The following is a 16,911-nucleotide window of genomic DNA, read 5'->3' as shown; positions in this document are numbered from 1 at the left end:
TCCTCCCAAACAGGATGAATCACAATCAGCCTCCAAAAGGAATCCCTCACGATTCAGGTTTTTCTAGAAACGCTTTAGCATGGATGGATTTGAAATAGATACAAGGTTAAGCGTTGAACGCAGAAGGCGGCGCAGGATCGCTCGCTGGTGCGTCCGCGCAGTTTTTCTTTCCGGTATCGCGGTGATGGTCGCAGCCATGCTGTCAAACCCGGACATGGCCGACAACATTTCCTCAGCCTATAATAACTGAAGCTTCGAACAGCCGACGCATAGCAATCAGGTCATGCGAACCGGCGATGTCCGGAGTGGGCTTTCCACGCCGGGCGCTTGGGCTCGGCATGGAAAGACCTGAAACGACCTCAGGCCGCCTTGTCGATAGCAACTACTTCGATCGCAAAGGTAAGATCGTGCCCGGCAAGAGGATGGTTGGCATCCAGCGTCACGCTTTCATCGTCAACACCGACAACCGTAACCGGCATCACTTGCCCTTCGGCCGTCTGCATCTGCAAGCGCGCGCCGATTTCCACCGGGATATTGTCCGGGATACCTTCGCGCGGAATGGCTTGGCGCATGTCGGGATTGACGGGCCCATAGGCGTCTTCACAGGGTACGTTTACCGTCTTGGCATCTCCGACTTCCATACCGGGAAGCGCCGCATCCAGACCGGGAATGATCTGCCCCGAGCCGACTTCGAATGCCAGAGGCTCACGTCCTTCGGAACTGTCGAAGGTGGTGCCGTCCTGAAAGGTGCCGGTGTAATGGATTTGTACGTTGTCGCCGTTTTTAACCTGCGTCATTGGATATCCGATCTGTTTGGGGTGAGTTTGAAAAGGCCGCATGCATCGCGGGTTCTTTAATCCCCCCTAACCTAAGGCCTCATACCCTGATGTAAACCCGCACGGCTCAATCTGTCTTTCGTCCGACGACCGCTTGTGCCACAGTTCAGGCAACCGAACTGGGCGAGAGAGCGCAAAGCATGACGATCACAACCTGTGTTTTCGACGCCTACGGCACCCTTTTCGACGTTTCCGCAGCCGCCCGGCAGGTCGCGAACGAAGGCAACTTCCCGCAACTCGAAACCACGTGGTCTGAACTTGCCGCCCACTGGCGCACGAAACAGCTGCAATATTCCTGGCTGCGGGCAATCTCGGATGCCCATACCGATTTCTGGGAAGTTACCGGCAACGGGTTGGACTGGGCACTGGAAAAAACCGGCCTTGATGGCGATGCGGGCCTGCGCCAGAGGCTACTGGATCTCTACTGGGAACTGGAGGCCTTTGAGGAAGTCCCCGGCATGCTGAAGCGGCTCAGAGAGGGACATATGCAGGTTGCGATCCTGTCGAACGGTTCCCCCGCGATGCTGACAGGTGCGGTGCAATCGGCTGGCATCGGAGAGTATCTTGATGACGTCCTGTCGGTGGAAAGCGTCGGTATTTTCAAGCCTGACAAGCGGGTTTATGATCTCGTCGGAGGTCGTTTCGGATGCGAACCGAGCGAAGTTCTCTTTGTGTCCTCCAACGGCTGGGACGCAGCGGCAGGTGCCGGCTACGGCTTCGAAACGGCCTGGGTCAACCGCGCCGGTGAGCCGATGGACCAACTGCCTTGGCGTCCGGGACATGTCCTCACGGATCTGAACGCTATTCCCGAGCTGGCAGGGCTCGGGTAACCGGCGTCAACCCGCACTCTTCCCTCGCATTTTCGGAATTTCCATGACTTCAATCGACATGATCAAAGCCGCTGCAACCCGTCTTGAGGGACACGCCCGGCGCACCCCTCTTCTTAGCTCGCCCTTCCTCGATGACATCGCGGGACTAAAGGTTCTGGTCAAACCCGAGTGCCTGCAACACACGGGCAGTTTCAAGTTTCGCGGCGCGTGGTCGGCGATTTCCGCGCTCGCGCCTGAAGCCCGCGAGAATGGGGTGATCGCCTTTTCCAGCGGCAACCATGCGCAGGGCATTGCCGCTGCGGCCCGGGGGCACGGCATATCGGCGGTGATCGTGATGCCAGAGGATGCGCCGCAGCTCAAAATCGCGAATACCCGCGCGCTGGGTGCCGAAGTCATTCTCTATGACCGCGCCACCGGGGACCGAGACGCCATTGGCGATCAGCTTGCCAAGGAACGCGGGCTGACACTCGTCAAACCGTTCGACGATCCGCAGGTGATTGCCGGTCAGGGAACAATCGGGCTGGAAATCGCGGCCGACGCCGGGATCGATAAAGCCGAGGTTCTGGTCTGCTGCGGGGGCGGCGGTCTGACGTCAGGTATTGCGCTGGCGCTGGAAGAACAGGCCCCGGGTATGACAACCAGACCTGTGGAACCGGAGTTTTTCGATGACGTCACCCGCTCTCTCGCATCGGGGAAAATTGAACGGAACGAACGGCTGAGCGGGTCGCTGTGCGATGCGATCATCACACCGCAACCCGGCAATATCACCTTCCCCATTATGCAGCGCCTTTGCGGCGCAGGTCTGGTCGTCACCGAAGAGGAAGCCTTGCGCGCGATGGTGCTCGCCTGGCTGCGGCTCAAGATCGTCGTCGAACCGGGAGGTGCGGTTGCACTCGCCGCCGCTCTCTTCCATCCTGATGAGATCGAAGGCGACACGGTGATTGCCATCGCCTCGGGCGGAAACGTGGACCCGGCCGTGTTCCAGTCGGCGATGGATCGTTTGACCCCCGACTGATCCAAGCATGCGCGAAGAAAACATACATTTTCTTTGCAATTTTATTGAAAGAAAATTGGCCCCGCTACCGACGCCAACCGCCTTTACCTTCTTCTGGAGACAAGGTTATTGTGGCCGGCAGAAATGAGGAGGCATTAGATGCAATTTGCTGATCTGGGTGAGATCCGGCTTCATTATCGGGTCGATGGGGATCCAGACGGCGCACCGGTCGTCTTCTCCAATTCGCTCGGAACGGATCTGCGTCTCTGGGACAAGATTCTACCGTTGCTTCCCGCCGGGCTGAAATTCATCCGCTACGACAAGCGCGGCCACGGTCTCTCCTCGATGCCCAAGCCGCCCTACTCGATGGGATCGCTGGTGCGCGACGCGGAACTGCTGCTGGATCATCTCGGCGTAAAAGAGTGCGCCTTTGTCGGGCTGTCCATTGGCGGTATGATTGCTCAGGGTCTTGCGATAAAGCGTCTCGATCTCGTGCGGTCCCTCGTCCTGTCCAACACCGGCGCCAAGATCGGCACAGCCGAGATGTGGCAGGAAAGGGTGAACGCCGTTCTACGCGATGGCATCGAACCGATGGCCGAGAATGTGATGGAACGATGGTTCTCCCGCGATTTCCGAAACACGGTCGAGCTTGAACTTTGGCGGAACATGCTGACCCGGCAGCCGGTCAACGGGTATGCGGGCTGTTCCGCCGCCATAGCTGGCACCGATTTCTACACGCCGACCAGCGGGTTGAGGCTCCCTGCCCTTGGCATCGCCGGCGATCAGGATGGCGCGACTCCCCCCGATGTGGTGAAGGAGACCATCGATCTGATCCCAGGCTCACGATATCATCTGATCCGTGGTGCAGGCCATCTGCCCTGCGTCGAAAAGCCCGAAGAATTCGCGCAGGTCCTGACCGATTTCCTTAAGGAGACAGGGCATGTCTGAAGCCTTTGACCGGGGTATGGAAGTCCGCCGCGAGGTTCTGGGCGATGCGCATGTGGACCGCGCCGAAGCCGCCAAGACGGATCTCGACCTGCCATTTCAGACCCTGATCACAGAGGGCGCTTGGGGCACCGTCTGGGCGAGCGACGGTATCTCCCGCCGCGAACGCTCGATGCTGACACTGGCGCTGCTTGCCGCCACCGGAAATTTTGAAGAAATCCCCATGCACATCCGAGCGACCGCGCGGACCGGTGCCAGCAAGTCCGATGTTCTCGAAGCATTTCAGCACGTTGCCATCTATGCAGGCGTGCCCAAAGCCAATCATGCATTGAAACTGGCGAAAGCCACATACAAGGAAATGGAAGACGAGGCATGACGCTCATTCCCCGCAACAGGGGCGGCCATCCGGTCGCCTACGCGCCAGGTTACAAATCCTCCGTCGCTCGCAGCCCCAAGCTGGCTCTGATTTCAGGATCGGCGACGCCCTCCGAGCAGACCGGACCCGTTTTCGGTCACGATCTGCTGGGCGAACTGGACAGCAACCTGATCCTGAATTTCACCGGCGAACCCGCCATCGGCGAACGGATCATCGTTCACGGCCGGGTTTTGGACGAAAACGCGCGTCCTGTCCCGGGGGCTCTGGTCGAGGTCTGGCAGGCCAATGCAGGCGGTCGCTATCGCCACAAAAAGGACGGATACCTCGCTCCGCTCGACCCCAATTTCGGCGGTTGCGGACGCACCATCACGGGCGAGGACGGATCCTATGAATTCCTCACCATCCGCCCCGGCGCTTACCCCTGGCCCAACGGTCCCAACGACTGGCGTCCAATGCACATCCATTTCTCGGTCTTCGGGCACAGCTTTGGCCAGCGCCTCATCACGCAGATGTACTTTGAAGGCGACCCGCTGATCCCGCTCTGCCCGATCATCAAGACGATCCCTGACCAGTCCGCAGTCGACCGCCTTATTGCGCCGCTCGACATGAGCCGTGCGATGCCGCTCGATTGCCTCGCCTACAAGTTCGACATCGTTCTGCGCGGCAGCCGTCAGACCATGTTTGAAAACAAGATGGAGGGGCTCTGATGGTCCAGCCGCTGAACACGCTGACAGAAACCGCATCGCAGACTGCGGGTCCTTACGTCCACATCGGCTGCACACCGAATTTCGTCGGGATCGAAGGAATCTATGACGAAGATCTCGGACTCGTACCCTTCCCCAAGGACGAACCGGGCGAACACATCACTATCACCGGCACCATTCAGGATGGCACCGGCACAGTTCTCCGAGACGTGCTGGTGGAGAGCTGGCAATGCAACGCTGAAGGCAAATTCGGGCCCGGTTCGCGTGGCTTCGCGCGGATGCCCTCTGACCTTACGACCGGTATCTGGACGCTGAACACCGTCAAACCCGCAGGCGTCGGAAAACAGTCGCCACATATCGCTCTCTGGATCGTGGCGCGCGGCATAAATATTGGCCTGCAGACCCGCATCTACTTCGAGGGTGACGATCACAGCGCCGACCCTCTGCTGACCCGGCTTGAGCATCAGAGCCGCGTGGAAACGCTGATCGCGAAAAAGACGGGTGACAACAGCTATCAGTTCGACATCCGGCTTCAGGGTGAAGGCGAAACCGTCTTTCTGGACCTGTAATGGCGGATTTTCTTCTGGTTCACGGCTCGTGCCACGGTGCGTGGTGCTGGCGCGATCTCATCCCCGAACTCGAAGCTCTGGGCCACACCGCCCGGGCAATCGACCTGCCGGGGAATGGCGAGGACGATACCCCCTGCGGCGACGCGACACTGCCGGGATGCGGTGCCGCCGTACTGGCGGCCTCTACCCCCGATACCATTATCCTCGGCCATTCTTGGGGCGGCTTTCCCATCGCCGCCGCAGCCGAGGTAGACCCCAAGGCGATGCGGGCGCTGATCTTTCTCTGCGCCTATGTCCCTCGCGACGGGCTTTCTATGGTCGACCTGCGCAAACGGGCCAAGCGCCAGCCGATCCTTCCCGCCGTCATCCGCAACCCGGATGGTGCCACGATGCGGATAGACCCAGAACAGGCCGCCGGTCTTTTCTACAGCGATTGCTCGCAAGAGATCATCGACTTTGCCGTTCCCCTGCTTTGCGATCAGGCTATTCTCCCGCAAAAGACGCCGCTTGAAGTGTCGCAGGATTACGAAAGCGTCGAGAAGTTCTATATCCGCTGCACCGAGGATCAGACCATCCCGCCGGAGTATCAGGCAGAAATGGTTGACGACTGGCCAAGCGACCGGGTCTTTGAAATGCCAACTTCGCATTCCCCGTTCTTCTCGGACCCAAAGGGGCTGGCGAAGCTGATGGATCAGATCGCAAGGAGCCTCTGATGGCGGCAAGCGTCTTTGACAGTGCGCTCTACGGCAAACTCTTTTCGCCGGGAGACGCCGCGCGCCTGTTCAGCGACACAGCCGAAGTTCGCGCCATGCTGTTGGTCGAAGGTGCCTTGGCCAAGGTTCAGGGTGCGCTCGGCGTCATCCCGGAACTCAGCGCCAAGGCGATCCATCGCGCCTCGATGGAGCTTCAGATCGATCCCGGCGGGCTCGCGCAGGCCACCGGCAGCAACGGCGTCAGCGTACCTGCGCTGGTCTCTGCATTTCGCGGCGAAATGAATGCCCCCGAACATGCCCAGTACATGCACTGGGGGTGCACCAGTCAGGACATTCAGGATACTGCGCTGATGCTGCGCCTCAGACAGGCGCTTGGTCTGGTCGAGGATGACCTGCGCAGCGTCCTGTCATCGCTGGCCGATCTGGCAGAGAAACACTCCCGCCAGCCGATGCCCGCGCGTACCTATGGTCAGCACGCCACGCCGACGAGCTTTGGCGCTGTCGTTGCCGCATGGGGCGCGCCACTGCTCGGCCTGCTTTCGGAACTCGAAATCCTGCGTCGCGACTGCTTGCTTGTTTCGCTCTCCGGCGCGGCGGGCACCGGCGCGGCACTGGGTCCGAAGGCCCCTGAAATACGCGCCGATCTTGCCGTTGCCCTCGGTCTCGGCGACCCGGCGCGCAGCTGGCACACGGATCGCACCCCAGTCCTGCGGCTTGCGGACTGGTTCTGCCGGGTCAGCCTCGGCCTTGGCAAGCTGGGCGAAGACGCCACCGAGCTCGTGCAGACCGGTATCGGCGAAATCAGCCTCGGGGGCGCGGGCGCATCCTCGACCATGCCACAGAAACAGAACCCGGTCGGGCCTTCGGTTCTGGTTGCACTTGGCCGTCATTCAGCGGCCCTGCTGACAGCCCTGCAAAGTGCTGCCATGCCGCGCTATCAACGCGATGGTGCCGCATGGTTCACCGAATGGCTCTCCCTGCCGCAGATCGTGCTGGGCGCGGCCACGTCGGCACAGAGCGCTAGCACCCTGGCCAAAGGGATCGCGCCGCGACCGGAACAGATGGAAGATGCCTTGTCAGACGGTCTCGACATGATCCATGCCGAGGCGTTGAGCTTTGCGCTTGCCGAAACCATGCCCCGGCCTGAGGCACAGGCTTTGGTCAAGAAACTCTGCGCCGAAGCACAAGAGCAGAACACAGCTCTGCGTCAGCTTGTTGCCCGCGATCACCCGCAACTCGACGTACAGGCGCTTTTCGATCCCCGTCACCAGATGGGACATGCCCCCGACGAGGCGCTTGCCTTTGTCAAAGCCGTCCGCAGCCAAAGTGTCGGACCGGTCTGAAGCGATGACGCAGGGGGGATCCCTGCGCCTGCCGATGATCTTCATCCTCGTGACGGTCATGCTCGATGCCATGGGCATCGGGCTCATCATGCCGATCATGCCCGATCTCATCCACGAGGTCCGAGGCGGTTCCGTCGCCAATGCCGCGCTCTGGGGTGGGGTGCTCTCGACCGTTTTCGCGCTCATGCAATTCGGCTTCGGCCCGCTGGTGGGCAGCCTGTCCGACCGGTTCGGACGACGCCCGGTCCTTCTCGTGTCGCTGTTATTCATGACATTGGATTACCTCGTCATGGCCTTTGCCGGATCGATCTGGCTGCTGATCATCGGGAGACTCGTCGGCGGCATCACCGCAGCAACCCATGGCACCGCCAGCGCCTACATGGCCGACATCTCCACGCGCGAGGAAAAATCGGCCAATTTCGGACTGGTCGGTGCTGCGTTTGGCATCGGTTTCGTTCTGGGTCCGGTGGTCGGCGGTATGCTGGGCGAAATGGGCACCCGCGCGCCCTTCTTTGCGGCGGCTCTACTATCCGGCGTCAATTTCATGCTGGGGTTGTTCGTTCTGCGGGAAACCGTAACGGACCGGACCAGACGCGCCTTTCAATGGCGGCGCGCCAATCCATTCGGCGCGTTCCGCCATCTCTCCGATCTGCCCGGCATCAGCACTCTCCTGCTCGCTACGCTGCTCTACAGCATCGCCCTTTACGTCTACCCGGCGATCTGGGCCTATTTCACGCAGGTCAGCTTTGGCTGGAACTCCCGCACCATCGGCATCTCTCTGGCCATCTACGGCATATCCGCCGCCATCATGCAGGCGGTGGTGCTGCGCCACATGCTGCGACGTCTCGGCGACAGGCGCACGGTCATCTACGGGCTGGTCTTCGACATCATCGCCTGCCTCAGCCTCGCCGTGGTGACCAGTGGCACAGTCGCCATCATACTGACGCCCATCGCCGCGATCGGTGCCGTGATTACCCCCGCCCTCCAAGGCATCATGTCACGCCAGGTCGACGACAACGCGCAAGGCGAGCTTCAGGGTGTACTGACAAGCGTCAATGCACTCGCCGCCGTCATATCACCGCTTCTCATGACCTCGACATTCGCCTTTTTCACCCGGCCAGCTGCCGAGTTCCAGTTTCCGGGCGCCGCCTTTCTTCTCGCTGCGCTTCTCCTTTCAGTCGCCCTCTTCCTCATCTGGCGGCTTCCTGAGGAAGATCGCATTCCCGCATAACGAAATACTGTTTCGCACTTGAAGCCCGCCCTGATACAGGTAACGTGCAAGGGAAATGAACAGGGAGAGTTCCATGCAAACCATCAAGGCCGCCGTCTGCCACGCCTTCAATGAACCTCTGGTCATCGAGGACGTCCAGATCGCCCCGCCCGCGGCTGGCGAAGTCGAAGTCGAACTGGATGCGGTCGCGATCTGCCATTCCGATATTTCCTTCTGGCAAGGTGGCTTTGGCGGCAAACTGCCCGCCGTCTACGGGCACGAAGCCGCCGGTCGCGTGACCGCGCTGGGCGATAACGTGCAGGGCATTGAAATCGGCGACAGTGTCTGCGTCACCCTGATCAGAGCCTGTGGCAACTGTCCCTCCTGTCACTCCGGTCACCTGACCACCTGCGAAACCCCGACAGATGGCAGCAAGCACCCGCTGCAGACCAAGGATGGCGCGCCCCTGATGCAGGCGCTCGACACCGGTGCCTTCGCGGAAAAAGTCGTGGTCGATCAAAGTCAGGTGGTGACCATCCCCCATGACATCGGCAAGGATGTCGCTTCCCTGATCTCCTGCGGCGTGATCACCGGCGTCGGCGCCGCCGTGAACGCGGCACGCCTCCGTGTCGGACAGGACGTGGTCGTGATTGGCGCGGGCGGAGTCGGCCTGAACGCGATCCAGGGCGCGCGCATCGCGGGGGCCCGCCGCATCATCGCCGTCGATCTCGTGGACGAAAAGCTTGAGATCGCAAAGGAATTCGGGGCGACGGATACTGTCTCCGCGAAAGAAGCCAAACCTTGGAATGAGGTCAAGAAAATCCTCGGGCGCGGCGCCGATTGCGTCATGGTCACCGTCGGCGTCGCCCAGGTCTACGATCAGGCGCCGCGTTATCTGGCCGCGAGCGGGAACGTGGTCATGATCGGCATGCCCCATGGTGACCAGTTCTCGAAATTCTCGCCGCTGTTCATGGCCGATGTCGGTCAGGGCTTCATCGGTTCGAAGATGGGCAACGTGGTCATCAAGCGCGACATTCCCTGGATGATCGACCTCTACCAGCAGGGCCGCCTCAAGCTGGACGAACTGATCTCCGGCCGCTGGAAGCTTGACCAGATCAACGAAGCCATCGCCGACACACTCGGCGGCGCGGCCAAGCGCAACGTGATCCTGTTCAACCGCTGATCCGCTTCTTTGGGTCAAAAAATATCCCGGGGTGTCGCCCGACAGGGCGGCGGGGCAGAGCCCCCGCCACGTCGCAATGTTCGGCGACGTTGCGGCGATGAACGGGCATGCCCCGCACTACACGGTTCAAATCCAACCGCAGAACTGCTCGCACGAAATAGCGCCGGGCCGAAAAACCGATTAGCACCGCAATCCGGCTTCGGCGCACCCAACTCACGACAAAAGCCCGGACACTTGCCATGATCGGCCCTCCCGCCGATACTTGAGGTTCATCCAGTGAACCCGATAGATGCCACGGCCCATCGCCAACCCACCCCCTGTTCCCTCCCTGCGGGCCGCTGCGCTCGCACCGATCCTGCGCCATTTCGGCAACGACAGTGACACGATCACGTCAATCCTCCGGCAAAACGGCATTAACTCGGAAGCCGTGCGCGATCCCTATGAAATCATCTCGCTGGCGGCCTATCTGAAAACGTTCGAAGCCGCAGCACATCATGCCCATGACCCGATCCTCGGCGCCCGCCTCGGTACGCGGATCAGCCCGGCCGATCTTGGCCCCATCGGGCTTCTGATGCTGCATTCCTCGACCCTGCGACGTGGGCTGGAGAGATTTCGCGACAGCCTCTCCGCCCTACAAAGCGCGACCGAGATGCATCTCATTGACGACGGAGACCGGCTCGGCCTGTCCTATCAGCTTGGCTCACCCGGATTTCAGGCCGGCGCGCAGGATGCTGAGTTTTCCCTCTCCTGCATCTGTCGGCTTGTCCACATCGCGTTCGATCCACGCTGGACGCCAGAAGAGGTGCATTTCATCCACGGTCCCTCCCGCCGGGCGGACCTGCTCGAACGTATTTTTGGCGCGCGGGTGCGTTTCGGGCAAAGCGCCAACCGGCTGCTGTTCCGTCAGGGCGGTCTCGATACCCTTCACCGCGTTGAGGATACCGCCCTGCTGGCTCTGATCGAACGCCATGTCGCCGACCTTGTCCTGACGCAGGACCCCTGCCGCACGATCGCAGAACAGGTGCAGGTCATCGTCAGTCGCAACCTCGGACACCTCCCCGTCGATTTAGCGACGATCGCACAAGAGCTCGGACAGGCCCCGCGCAGCCTGCAACGCCATCTCGCCTCCGAAGGCACCTCGCTTCGCGCTATTCTTCAGGCGCAGCGCCAGAAGATCGTCGAAACTCATCTCGACGACCCGAATGCCAGTCTGAAGACCGTCGCGCAGAGCCTCGGCTATTCCGACGAAACCGTCTTTTGGCGCGCCTATCGAAGCTGGACAGGCCATGCGCCATCGAAAAGGAATCAGGCCGGGTAGCCTATGCAGGGAATCACGCTGTCCCGCGCCCGCCCCGATCTTGCGCATCCGGTCCTGTGAAGCGTCCAGAAAAGCGGCACAGGGCAAATCCACCGCGCGCCAATACGACGCCTAGCGTTTGGCATAACCGGTTTTGTGACGCCCGCGTGGCAGATTGGCGCAAATTATCGAATCTTTGGCGCATCCCGCAATAGATGCATCTGAAACTCGCCTTGATCCTCTTGGCCAACCAATCATCGGAGGGTTGAAAGATGAATGAAGCAGTCAGGGAAACAACAGCCGATACCGGCATAAAGCACCCGCTGGACCCGATCTCCGCGATCGAGATCACCCGCCTCAAGGCCGTGCTCGAGGAAAACGGCTTCAAGGGCGAAAGCACCCGCTACTCCTACGTGATGCTGCGCGAACCGAGCCGCGAAACCATGGCCACGTTCAAGCCCGGCGAACCGGTTGCCCGGGAAATCGGCGTTCTCGTCATGGATGTCGCTGCCCGCGAAGTGACCGAGATTGTCGTCGATATTCCGGCTGGCAAGATCATCCACCAGCGTTCGCTCGATCCGGCCAGGGACGGCTGGGGCCCGGTTCTCGACGAGGATTATGTCGCCGCCGAGGAAATCTCCAAGGCCGACCCGCGTTTCGTCGAAGCGCTGGCCAAGCGCGGCATCACCGATCTCGACAAGGTTTTCTGCTGCCCCCTCTCCGCCGGTGTCTTCGGGCACGAGGACGAACTCGGCCGCCGCATGCTCCGTGTCCTCAGCTTTTACGCCCCCGATGAAAACGCCATCCACGAACTCTGGGCGCATCCGATCGAAGGCATCGTCTGCCACGTGGACCTGACCGACCGGAAAGTTCTGCGTTTCGTCGATACCGGCTACATGGAAGTCCCGCAGGATCGCGGCGATTACCTCGACCCGTCGATCACACCGCGCGAGACGATGAAGCCGCTCAATATCACCCAGCCCGAGGGCGCATCCTTCACCATGAAGGATAACGTGCTCGAATGGGAAAACTGGTCCGTCCGAGTCGGCTTCAACGGCCGTGAGGGTCTGACTCTTCACGACATCTCGTTCAAGGACGGCGGCAAGAAGCGTTCGATTTTGAACCGGGCCTCCGTCTCGGAAATGGTCGTTCCCTATGGCGAACCCCAGCCGACCCACGAATGGCAGAACTATTTTGACGCCGGTGAATACCAGTTCGGTCGCCTCGCCAACGCGCTGGTTCTGGGCTGCGACTGCCTTGGAGAGATCCACTATGTCGATGCCACCGTCGTTGACGATTTCTGCAACCCCGTCGTCCTGCCCAATGCCATCTGCATCCACGAAGAAGATTTTGGCACCCTTTGGAAGCACACGGACATTTTCTCGAGCCGCGCAGATGTGCGCCGTCAGCGGCGTCTGGTCGTCTCGTTCTTCGTGACGGTCGGCAATTACGATTACGGCTTCTACTGGTACTTCTACCTCGACGGTAAGATCGAGCTGGAATGCAAGGCGACCGGCGTCGTGTTCACCTCGGGCCGTCCCGAGGGCGATTACGAATGGGCCACCGAACTGGCCCCGCGTCTCGGTGCCCCGCAACACCAGCACATGTTCTCGGCCCGGCTCGATTTTGCGATCGACGGTCTGCGCAATCAGGTCGATGAGATCGACGTGAAGCGCCTGAAAATGGGCAAGGGCAACCCGGTCGGTAACGCCTTTACCCGCGAGATTACCCGCCTCAAGACCGAAGCGGACGCCAAGCGCGTCGCAAAGAACGACCTTGGCCGCATCTGGCGCATCTCATCGGCGGAAAAGACCAACCATCTCGGCGAACCGACCGCCTATGTACTCGTCCCCGAAGGCCTGCCGCTTCTGCTTGCCGATGACGAGGCGTCGATCACAAAACGCGCGGGTTTCGCCACCAAATCGCTCTGGGTCACCCAGTTCGACCGGGACGAAATGTGGGCGGCCGGATACACGCCGAACCAGCATCCCGGCGGTGCCGGTCTACCGGCCTATAGCGCGGCCAACCGCCCGGTTGATGGCGAAGATATCGTGGTTTGGCACAGCTTTGGCCTAACCCATTTTCCACGTACCGAGGACTGGCCGGTGATGCCCGTCGACTACGCCGGGTTCAAACTGCGGCCCGAGAATTTTTTTGACCGCAATCCGACGCTGGATGTGCCCAAAGACCCCAACGGCGCGCATTGCTGCCACTCGAACAAGACGGCGGCCGAATAATCGCAGCATAGGGGCCGGATCATGTCAGCCTATCACCTCTGCCTGCTGGCCCTCGCGGCGCTTGGCACATGGGCCTGCACCGGCGGGGCAACCCGCTGGCAGGCGGGCTTGGCCTGGCTCGGCCTCGGCGCGATGCTGCTGGCAATGATCGGCGGTCTGACCGGTCTCATGCTGGGCGCGACCGTCATGGTGATGCTGATTCCGTTCGCCTTGCGCGGTCCCGCCCCGTTGCTTTGTCTGCACCGGGCTGCGTCGCATCTTTGCATGGCGGGCGTACTCGTCGCGCTGTTCCTGCTCAATAGCGGCGCGATCTGCGCAAGCTCTTCCATTCCGCTTGTGACACCCGACGGCGTGACATCGCTGCCCATGCCTGTCCTTGCCGAAACCTACCTGTTCGCCATCGTTCTCGGTCTTGCGGCTTACGCAGCCTATGGGCTGACGCTGTGCCTGAACGGGGTTCTCAGAAACAGGCCAGCTGTCATTGCCGAAGTCGCCCCTATGACCCTTGCGACCGTGGGCATGGGCGTCGGTTTCGGATGACCAATTCAAGAAAACACCCAAAAAACCAACAGGAGACCACAATGAACAACCTCGCCAGACTGACCCTCGCCACGGCCTTGGCCGCAGTCCCCCTTGCCGCGCAGGCGGAATACCCGGAAAAACCGGTCGAATTCATCATCCCCTTCCCGCCCGGCGATCTTGAAGACATCCTGACCCGCATGATCGCGGACGAATTTCAAAAGGAATACGGCGTCGCGGCGGCGGTCGTGAACAAACCCGGCGGCGGTGGCGGCCCCTTCCCCGGTGCGGTCGAGGTCGCAAATGCTGCGGCAGATGGCTATACCATCGGTTCTTTCGTCTCTGACGTGCCGCTCTCGGGCCCCGATATCGGCATCCCCGCCCTATCGCCCAATCCGTTCGAACCCATCGGCATCTTTGTCACCTACCCCTTCGTGCTCGCGACCTCCGGCGATGCGCCTTATTCCACGCTTGATGAACTGGCGGATTACGCCAAGGAGAACGAGGTCGCGCTCGGCCATTTCGGGGCGATGCTGACACCGACCCAGATCACCTTTGCCGTAGCCAAGGCCAAGGGCTTCGATTTCGCCTATGAGGCCGCCTTTGACGCGCTCGATTGCAATTCGCTCGCCTCGGGCGATGTCGACGTGATGAACACGACGCTGCAACAGGTCTTTCCCTGCCTCGACGACATCAAGGTTCTCGCTTCTATCGGTTCGGAACGCATCCCGCTCACCCCCGATGCACCCACCGTTGGCGAGTTGATCCCCGAACTTGATCTCGCGCTCTGGAACGGACTCTTCGTCAAGGCCGATGTTCCGCAAGAGGCCCGCGACAAGATCGCCACCGTCGCGGAAAAGGTCATGGCCTCTGATGCGGCCAAAAAACTGGCCGCCGATACCGGCGCACTGATCTATTGGCAGGACGCCGCCGAATCCGAAAAGCAGATCGAGGCCGATCATAAGGCGCGCGCCGAAATCGGCAAACTGCTCGATGAGTAAGCCAGACGGTCAACAGGTTCCGGGCGCGGATATCCCGCCGCGCCCGGGCCAGCGCATTGGCACACGGTTTCGCGAATTCGTCCGAACGCGGAATTTTCAGGACATGTTCCAGCGTAATGCCCGCCCCGGAGAGCTGGTCTTTGCCGCCGGTTTCTTTGGTTTTTCGGTCCTTCTGCTGATCCTGATTCCGTGGCAAACCCAATGGGTGCCGCGCAGCAAGCTGTTCACCCAGCCCGCCTTCTGGCCCGGCATCGCGATCATCGTGATGACCCTCTTCTCCGCCGGCCACCTGTTCTGCGTTCTCTGCGCAAATCGCCTTCCCGGTCTTGCCGAAGAACTCGCCGCATGGGCCCGGGCTCTGGAATTCGTCCTGTGGTTCATCGTCTATGTCTGGCTGGTGCCGATCATCGGCTACCTGATCGCGACCATCGCCTTTACCTGCGCCCTCAGCTTTCGCATGGGTTATCGCGGCGCGCGCTGGATGGGACTTGCCGCCGTTTTCGGTCTCGGCGTCGTCGTGCTGTTCAACGGGCTGCTTGGCGTGAACATCCCGTCAGGCGACATTTACGAGCTTTTGCCCGCGGGCGCCCTCCGTTCTTTCTTGATGACGAATTTCTAGGGGCTGACGATGGATATGCTGCTCTCCGGCATCGGAATGCTGATGAACTTCGACGTGCTGCTCGCGTTGCTGATCGGGTCGATCGGCGGCGTAATCATCGGCGCCATACCCGGCGTCGGTCCGGCTGTCGCCATCGCCATCCTGTTGCCCGCAACCTTTGCCCTGCCCCCGCTGGTGGGGCTGGTCATGCTGCTTGGCATCTACGGTTCTTCCATGTTCGGCGGCGCGCTGCCTGCCATCCTCATCAATACGCCCGGCACAGCCGTGAATGCGTTGACCACATATGACGGACACCCGATGACCCAGCGTGGCGAAGCGCTGCGCGCGCTGGGCCTCGCCTACGGTGCGTCCTTCGTCAGCGGCATCCTGTCGATCCTCGCCCTGATCCTGCTGTCCCCCGTGCTGGCCAAGATCGCGCCCATGTTTGGCTCGAAAGAGATCTTCCTTGCCGCCTTGCTTGGCCTTGTCCTTGTCGTCATCGCCCACCGGGGCCAGACGCTCGCCGCCGGTATGCTCGCCGGGCTGGGGGTTTTCCTCGGTACCGTCGGACTCGAACCGCTGAAATACACCCAGCGTTTCACCTTCGGACAGGAATGGCTGGCCTCGGGTTTCGACCTGATCGTCATCGTTCTGGGGCTCTTCGCCCTTAGCCAGGCGTTTTTACTGCTCAGCGAACCCGAAAGCGCCCCCGAAACCCCGCCGATCAAGGGTTCGATGGGCCGGGCCATGCTGCGCATCTTCAAATACAAGCGGCTCGCGGTATCCGGCTCCGGCTTTGGCGTGCTCATGGGCATGATTCCCGGCGTCGGCGAATTCACCGCGCAGTTCCTCAGCTATAACTATGCCCAGAAGACATCGAAAAACCCGGACGCCTTCGGCAAGGGCAGCCCCGAAGGACTCGTCGCCTCGGAATCCGCGAATAATGCGGTGCCTGCAGCGGCGATGATCCCCCTGCTGGCACTCGGCATCCCGGGCGAGGCCCTGACCGCGATGATGCTGTCCGTCTTCTACGTCCATAACGTCATCCCCGGCCCGCAACTTTTTCAGGGCCAGATCGACTTCGTCTATGCACTTTATGCGGCAATGATCATTCTGAACGTGATCGTTGTGCTCTTCATGCTGATCTCGTCGAACCTGCTATTGCGGATCATTCGTATTCCCACGCGGTTCTTGGGCGTCATGATTCTGACGCTCAGTTTTGTCGGAGTCTATTCACTGCGCAATTCAGTGGTGGATTGCGCCATTGCCGCCGCTTTCGGCTGGTTCGGGCTGATCCTGAAACGTCAGAACCTGCCCGCCGTGCCTATCGTGCTTGGCCTTGTGCTTGGCGGCATCATGGAAACCAAATTCCGCCCCGCCATGAACCGGGTCAGCGTGTTCGGCGACTTTTTCGAACGCCCTATCGCCGCGTTCCTAGGGTTTGCCATTCTATGCCTGATCGTTGGCCATTTCGCCTCGCTCTACCGCGAGCAGCGGAACCGCCAGCCCAGCCCGGACCATGACATGCACGACAGTTTTCAGCGGTAAGCGCGGGT

Annotated in this window: 17 protein-coding genes; 16 read left to right on the top strand and 1 reads right to left on the bottom strand. The window is 61.0% G+C overall.

Translation table 11 applies throughout. The features are described from left to right. Nucleotides 1-359: 359 nt before the first annotated feature. Nucleotides 360-797, bottom strand: coding sequence for an FKBP-type peptidyl-prolyl cis-trans isomerase (locus tag MF268_RS19635; protein WP_238372551.1), 438 nt, complete (start codon nucleotides 795-797; stop codon nucleotides 360-362). A 179-nt stretch (nucleotides 798-976) separates the two neighbouring features. On the opposite strand from MF268_RS19635, the gene MF268_RS19630 reads away from it, so the two are divergent. The 16 genes from MF268_RS19630 to MF268_RS19555 all read left to right on the top strand — a co-directional run bounded on the left by MF268_RS19630 (nucleotide 977) and on the right by MF268_RS19555 (nucleotide 16,903). Continuing rightward, nucleotides 977-1,666 carry a haloacid dehalogenase type II gene (locus tag MF268_RS19630; RefSeq protein ID WP_238372550.1) on the top strand — a complete coding sequence of 230 codons (690 nt, stop codon included), beginning with the start codon at nucleotides 977-979 and terminating at the stop codon, nucleotides 1,664-1,666. Nucleotides 1,667-1,709: 43 nt separating this feature from the next. Continuing rightward, nucleotides 1,710-2,681, top strand: a complete 972-nt coding sequence (locus MF268_RS19625; RefSeq protein WP_238372549.1) for a threonine ammonia-lyase — start codon at nucleotides 1,710-1,712, stop codon at nucleotides 2,679-2,681. A 138-nt stretch (nucleotides 2,682-2,819) separates the two neighbouring features. Then, nucleotides 2,820-3,608, top strand: coding sequence for a 3-oxoadipate enol-lactonase (pcaD, locus tag MF268_RS19620; protein ID WP_238372548.1), 789 nt, complete (start codon nucleotides 2,820-2,822; stop codon nucleotides 3,606-3,608). Continuing rightward, entirely contained in the window at nucleotides 3,601-3,981 is a 381-nt protein-coding gene (gene pcaC / locus MF268_RS19615; protein ID WP_238372547.1) for a 4-carboxymuconolactone decarboxylase, read from the top strand. Before pcaD ends, pcaC begins: the two co-directional genes overlap by 8 nt. After that, a complete protein-coding gene (pcaH, locus tag MF268_RS19610) occupies nucleotides 3,978-4,688 on the top strand; it encodes a protocatechuate 3,4-dioxygenase subunit beta (RefSeq protein ID WP_238372546.1) in 711 nt (236 codons plus the stop codon). The genes pcaC and pcaH overlap by 4 nt, the downstream gene beginning before the upstream one ends. Then, nucleotides 4,688-5,254: a protocatechuate 3,4-dioxygenase subunit alpha gene (pcaG, locus tag MF268_RS19605; protein ID WP_238372545.1), complete on the top strand. Its 567-nt coding sequence runs from the start codon at nucleotides 4,688-4,690 to the stop codon at nucleotides 5,252-5,254. The genes pcaH and pcaG overlap by 1 nt, the downstream gene beginning before the upstream one ends. After that, complete coding sequence (locus tag MF268_RS19600; RefSeq protein WP_238372544.1) at nucleotides 5,254-5,967, top strand: alpha/beta fold hydrolase; 714 nt, start codon at nucleotides 5,254-5,256, stop codon at nucleotides 5,965-5,967. The genes pcaG and MF268_RS19600 overlap by 1 nt, the downstream gene beginning before the upstream one ends. Beyond that, nucleotides 5,967-7,310 carry a lyase family protein gene (locus tag MF268_RS19595; protein WP_238372543.1) on the top strand — a complete coding sequence of 448 codons (1,344 nt, stop codon included), beginning with the start codon at nucleotides 5,967-5,969 and terminating at the stop codon, nucleotides 7,308-7,310. Before MF268_RS19600 ends, MF268_RS19595 begins: the two co-directional genes overlap by 1 nt. A 22-nt stretch (nucleotides 7,311-7,332) precedes the next feature. Further along, nucleotides 7,333-8,541, top strand: a complete 1,209-nt coding sequence (locus MF268_RS19590) for a TCR/Tet family MFS transporter (RefSeq protein ID WP_238372564.1) — start codon at nucleotides 7,333-7,335, stop codon at nucleotides 8,539-8,541. A 73-nt stretch (nucleotides 8,542-8,614) separates the two neighbouring features. Next, complete coding sequence (locus tag MF268_RS19585) at nucleotides 8,615-9,703, top strand: Zn-dependent alcohol dehydrogenase (RefSeq protein ID WP_238372542.1); 1,089 nt, start codon at nucleotides 8,615-8,617, stop codon at nucleotides 9,701-9,703. A gap of 289 nt (nucleotides 9,704-9,992) precedes the next feature. Next, on the top strand, nucleotides 9,993-11,021 hold the full coding sequence (locus MF268_RS19580; protein ID WP_238372541.1) for an AraC family transcriptional regulator: 1,029 nt from the start codon (nucleotides 9,993-9,995) through the stop codon (nucleotides 11,019-11,021). 251 nt (nucleotides 11,022-11,272) lie between these two features. After that, nucleotides 11,273-13,237, top strand: coding sequence for a primary-amine oxidase (locus MF268_RS19575; protein ID WP_238372540.1), 1,965 nt, complete (start codon nucleotides 11,273-11,275; stop codon nucleotides 13,235-13,237). Between the two features lie 21 nt (nucleotides 13,238-13,258). Then, nucleotides 13,259-13,777, top strand: a complete 519-nt coding sequence (locus MF268_RS19570; RefSeq protein WP_238372539.1) for a hypothetical protein — start codon at nucleotides 13,259-13,261, stop codon at nucleotides 13,775-13,777. Nucleotides 13,778-13,818: 41 nt separating this feature from the next. Beyond that, nucleotides 13,819-14,757 (top strand): tripartite tricarboxylate transporter substrate binding protein, encoded by a 939-nt coding sequence (locus MF268_RS19565; protein ID WP_238372538.1) that lies wholly within the window; start codon nucleotides 13,819-13,821, stop codon nucleotides 14,755-14,757. Next, nucleotides 14,750-15,376: a tripartite tricarboxylate transporter TctB family protein gene (locus MF268_RS19560; protein WP_238372537.1), complete on the top strand. Its 627-nt coding sequence runs from the start codon at nucleotides 14,750-14,752 to the stop codon at nucleotides 15,374-15,376. The genes MF268_RS19565 and MF268_RS19560 overlap by 8 nt, the downstream gene beginning before the upstream one ends. Nucleotides 15,377-15,385: 9 nt before the next feature. Beyond that, nucleotides 15,386-16,903, top strand: coding sequence for a tripartite tricarboxylate transporter permease (locus MF268_RS19555; protein WP_238372536.1), 1,518 nt, complete (start codon nucleotides 15,386-15,388; stop codon nucleotides 16,901-16,903). Nucleotides 16,904-16,911 lie beyond the last annotated feature (8 nt).

It is taken from the genome of Heliomarina baculiformis (genome assembly GCF_019966545.1).
In the GTDB taxonomy this organism is placed as follows: domain Bacteria; phylum Pseudomonadota; class Alphaproteobacteria; order Rhodobacterales; family Rhodobacteraceae; genus Heliomarina; species Heliomarina baculiformis.
This window is presented reverse-complemented; position numbering and strand designations above follow the sequence as displayed.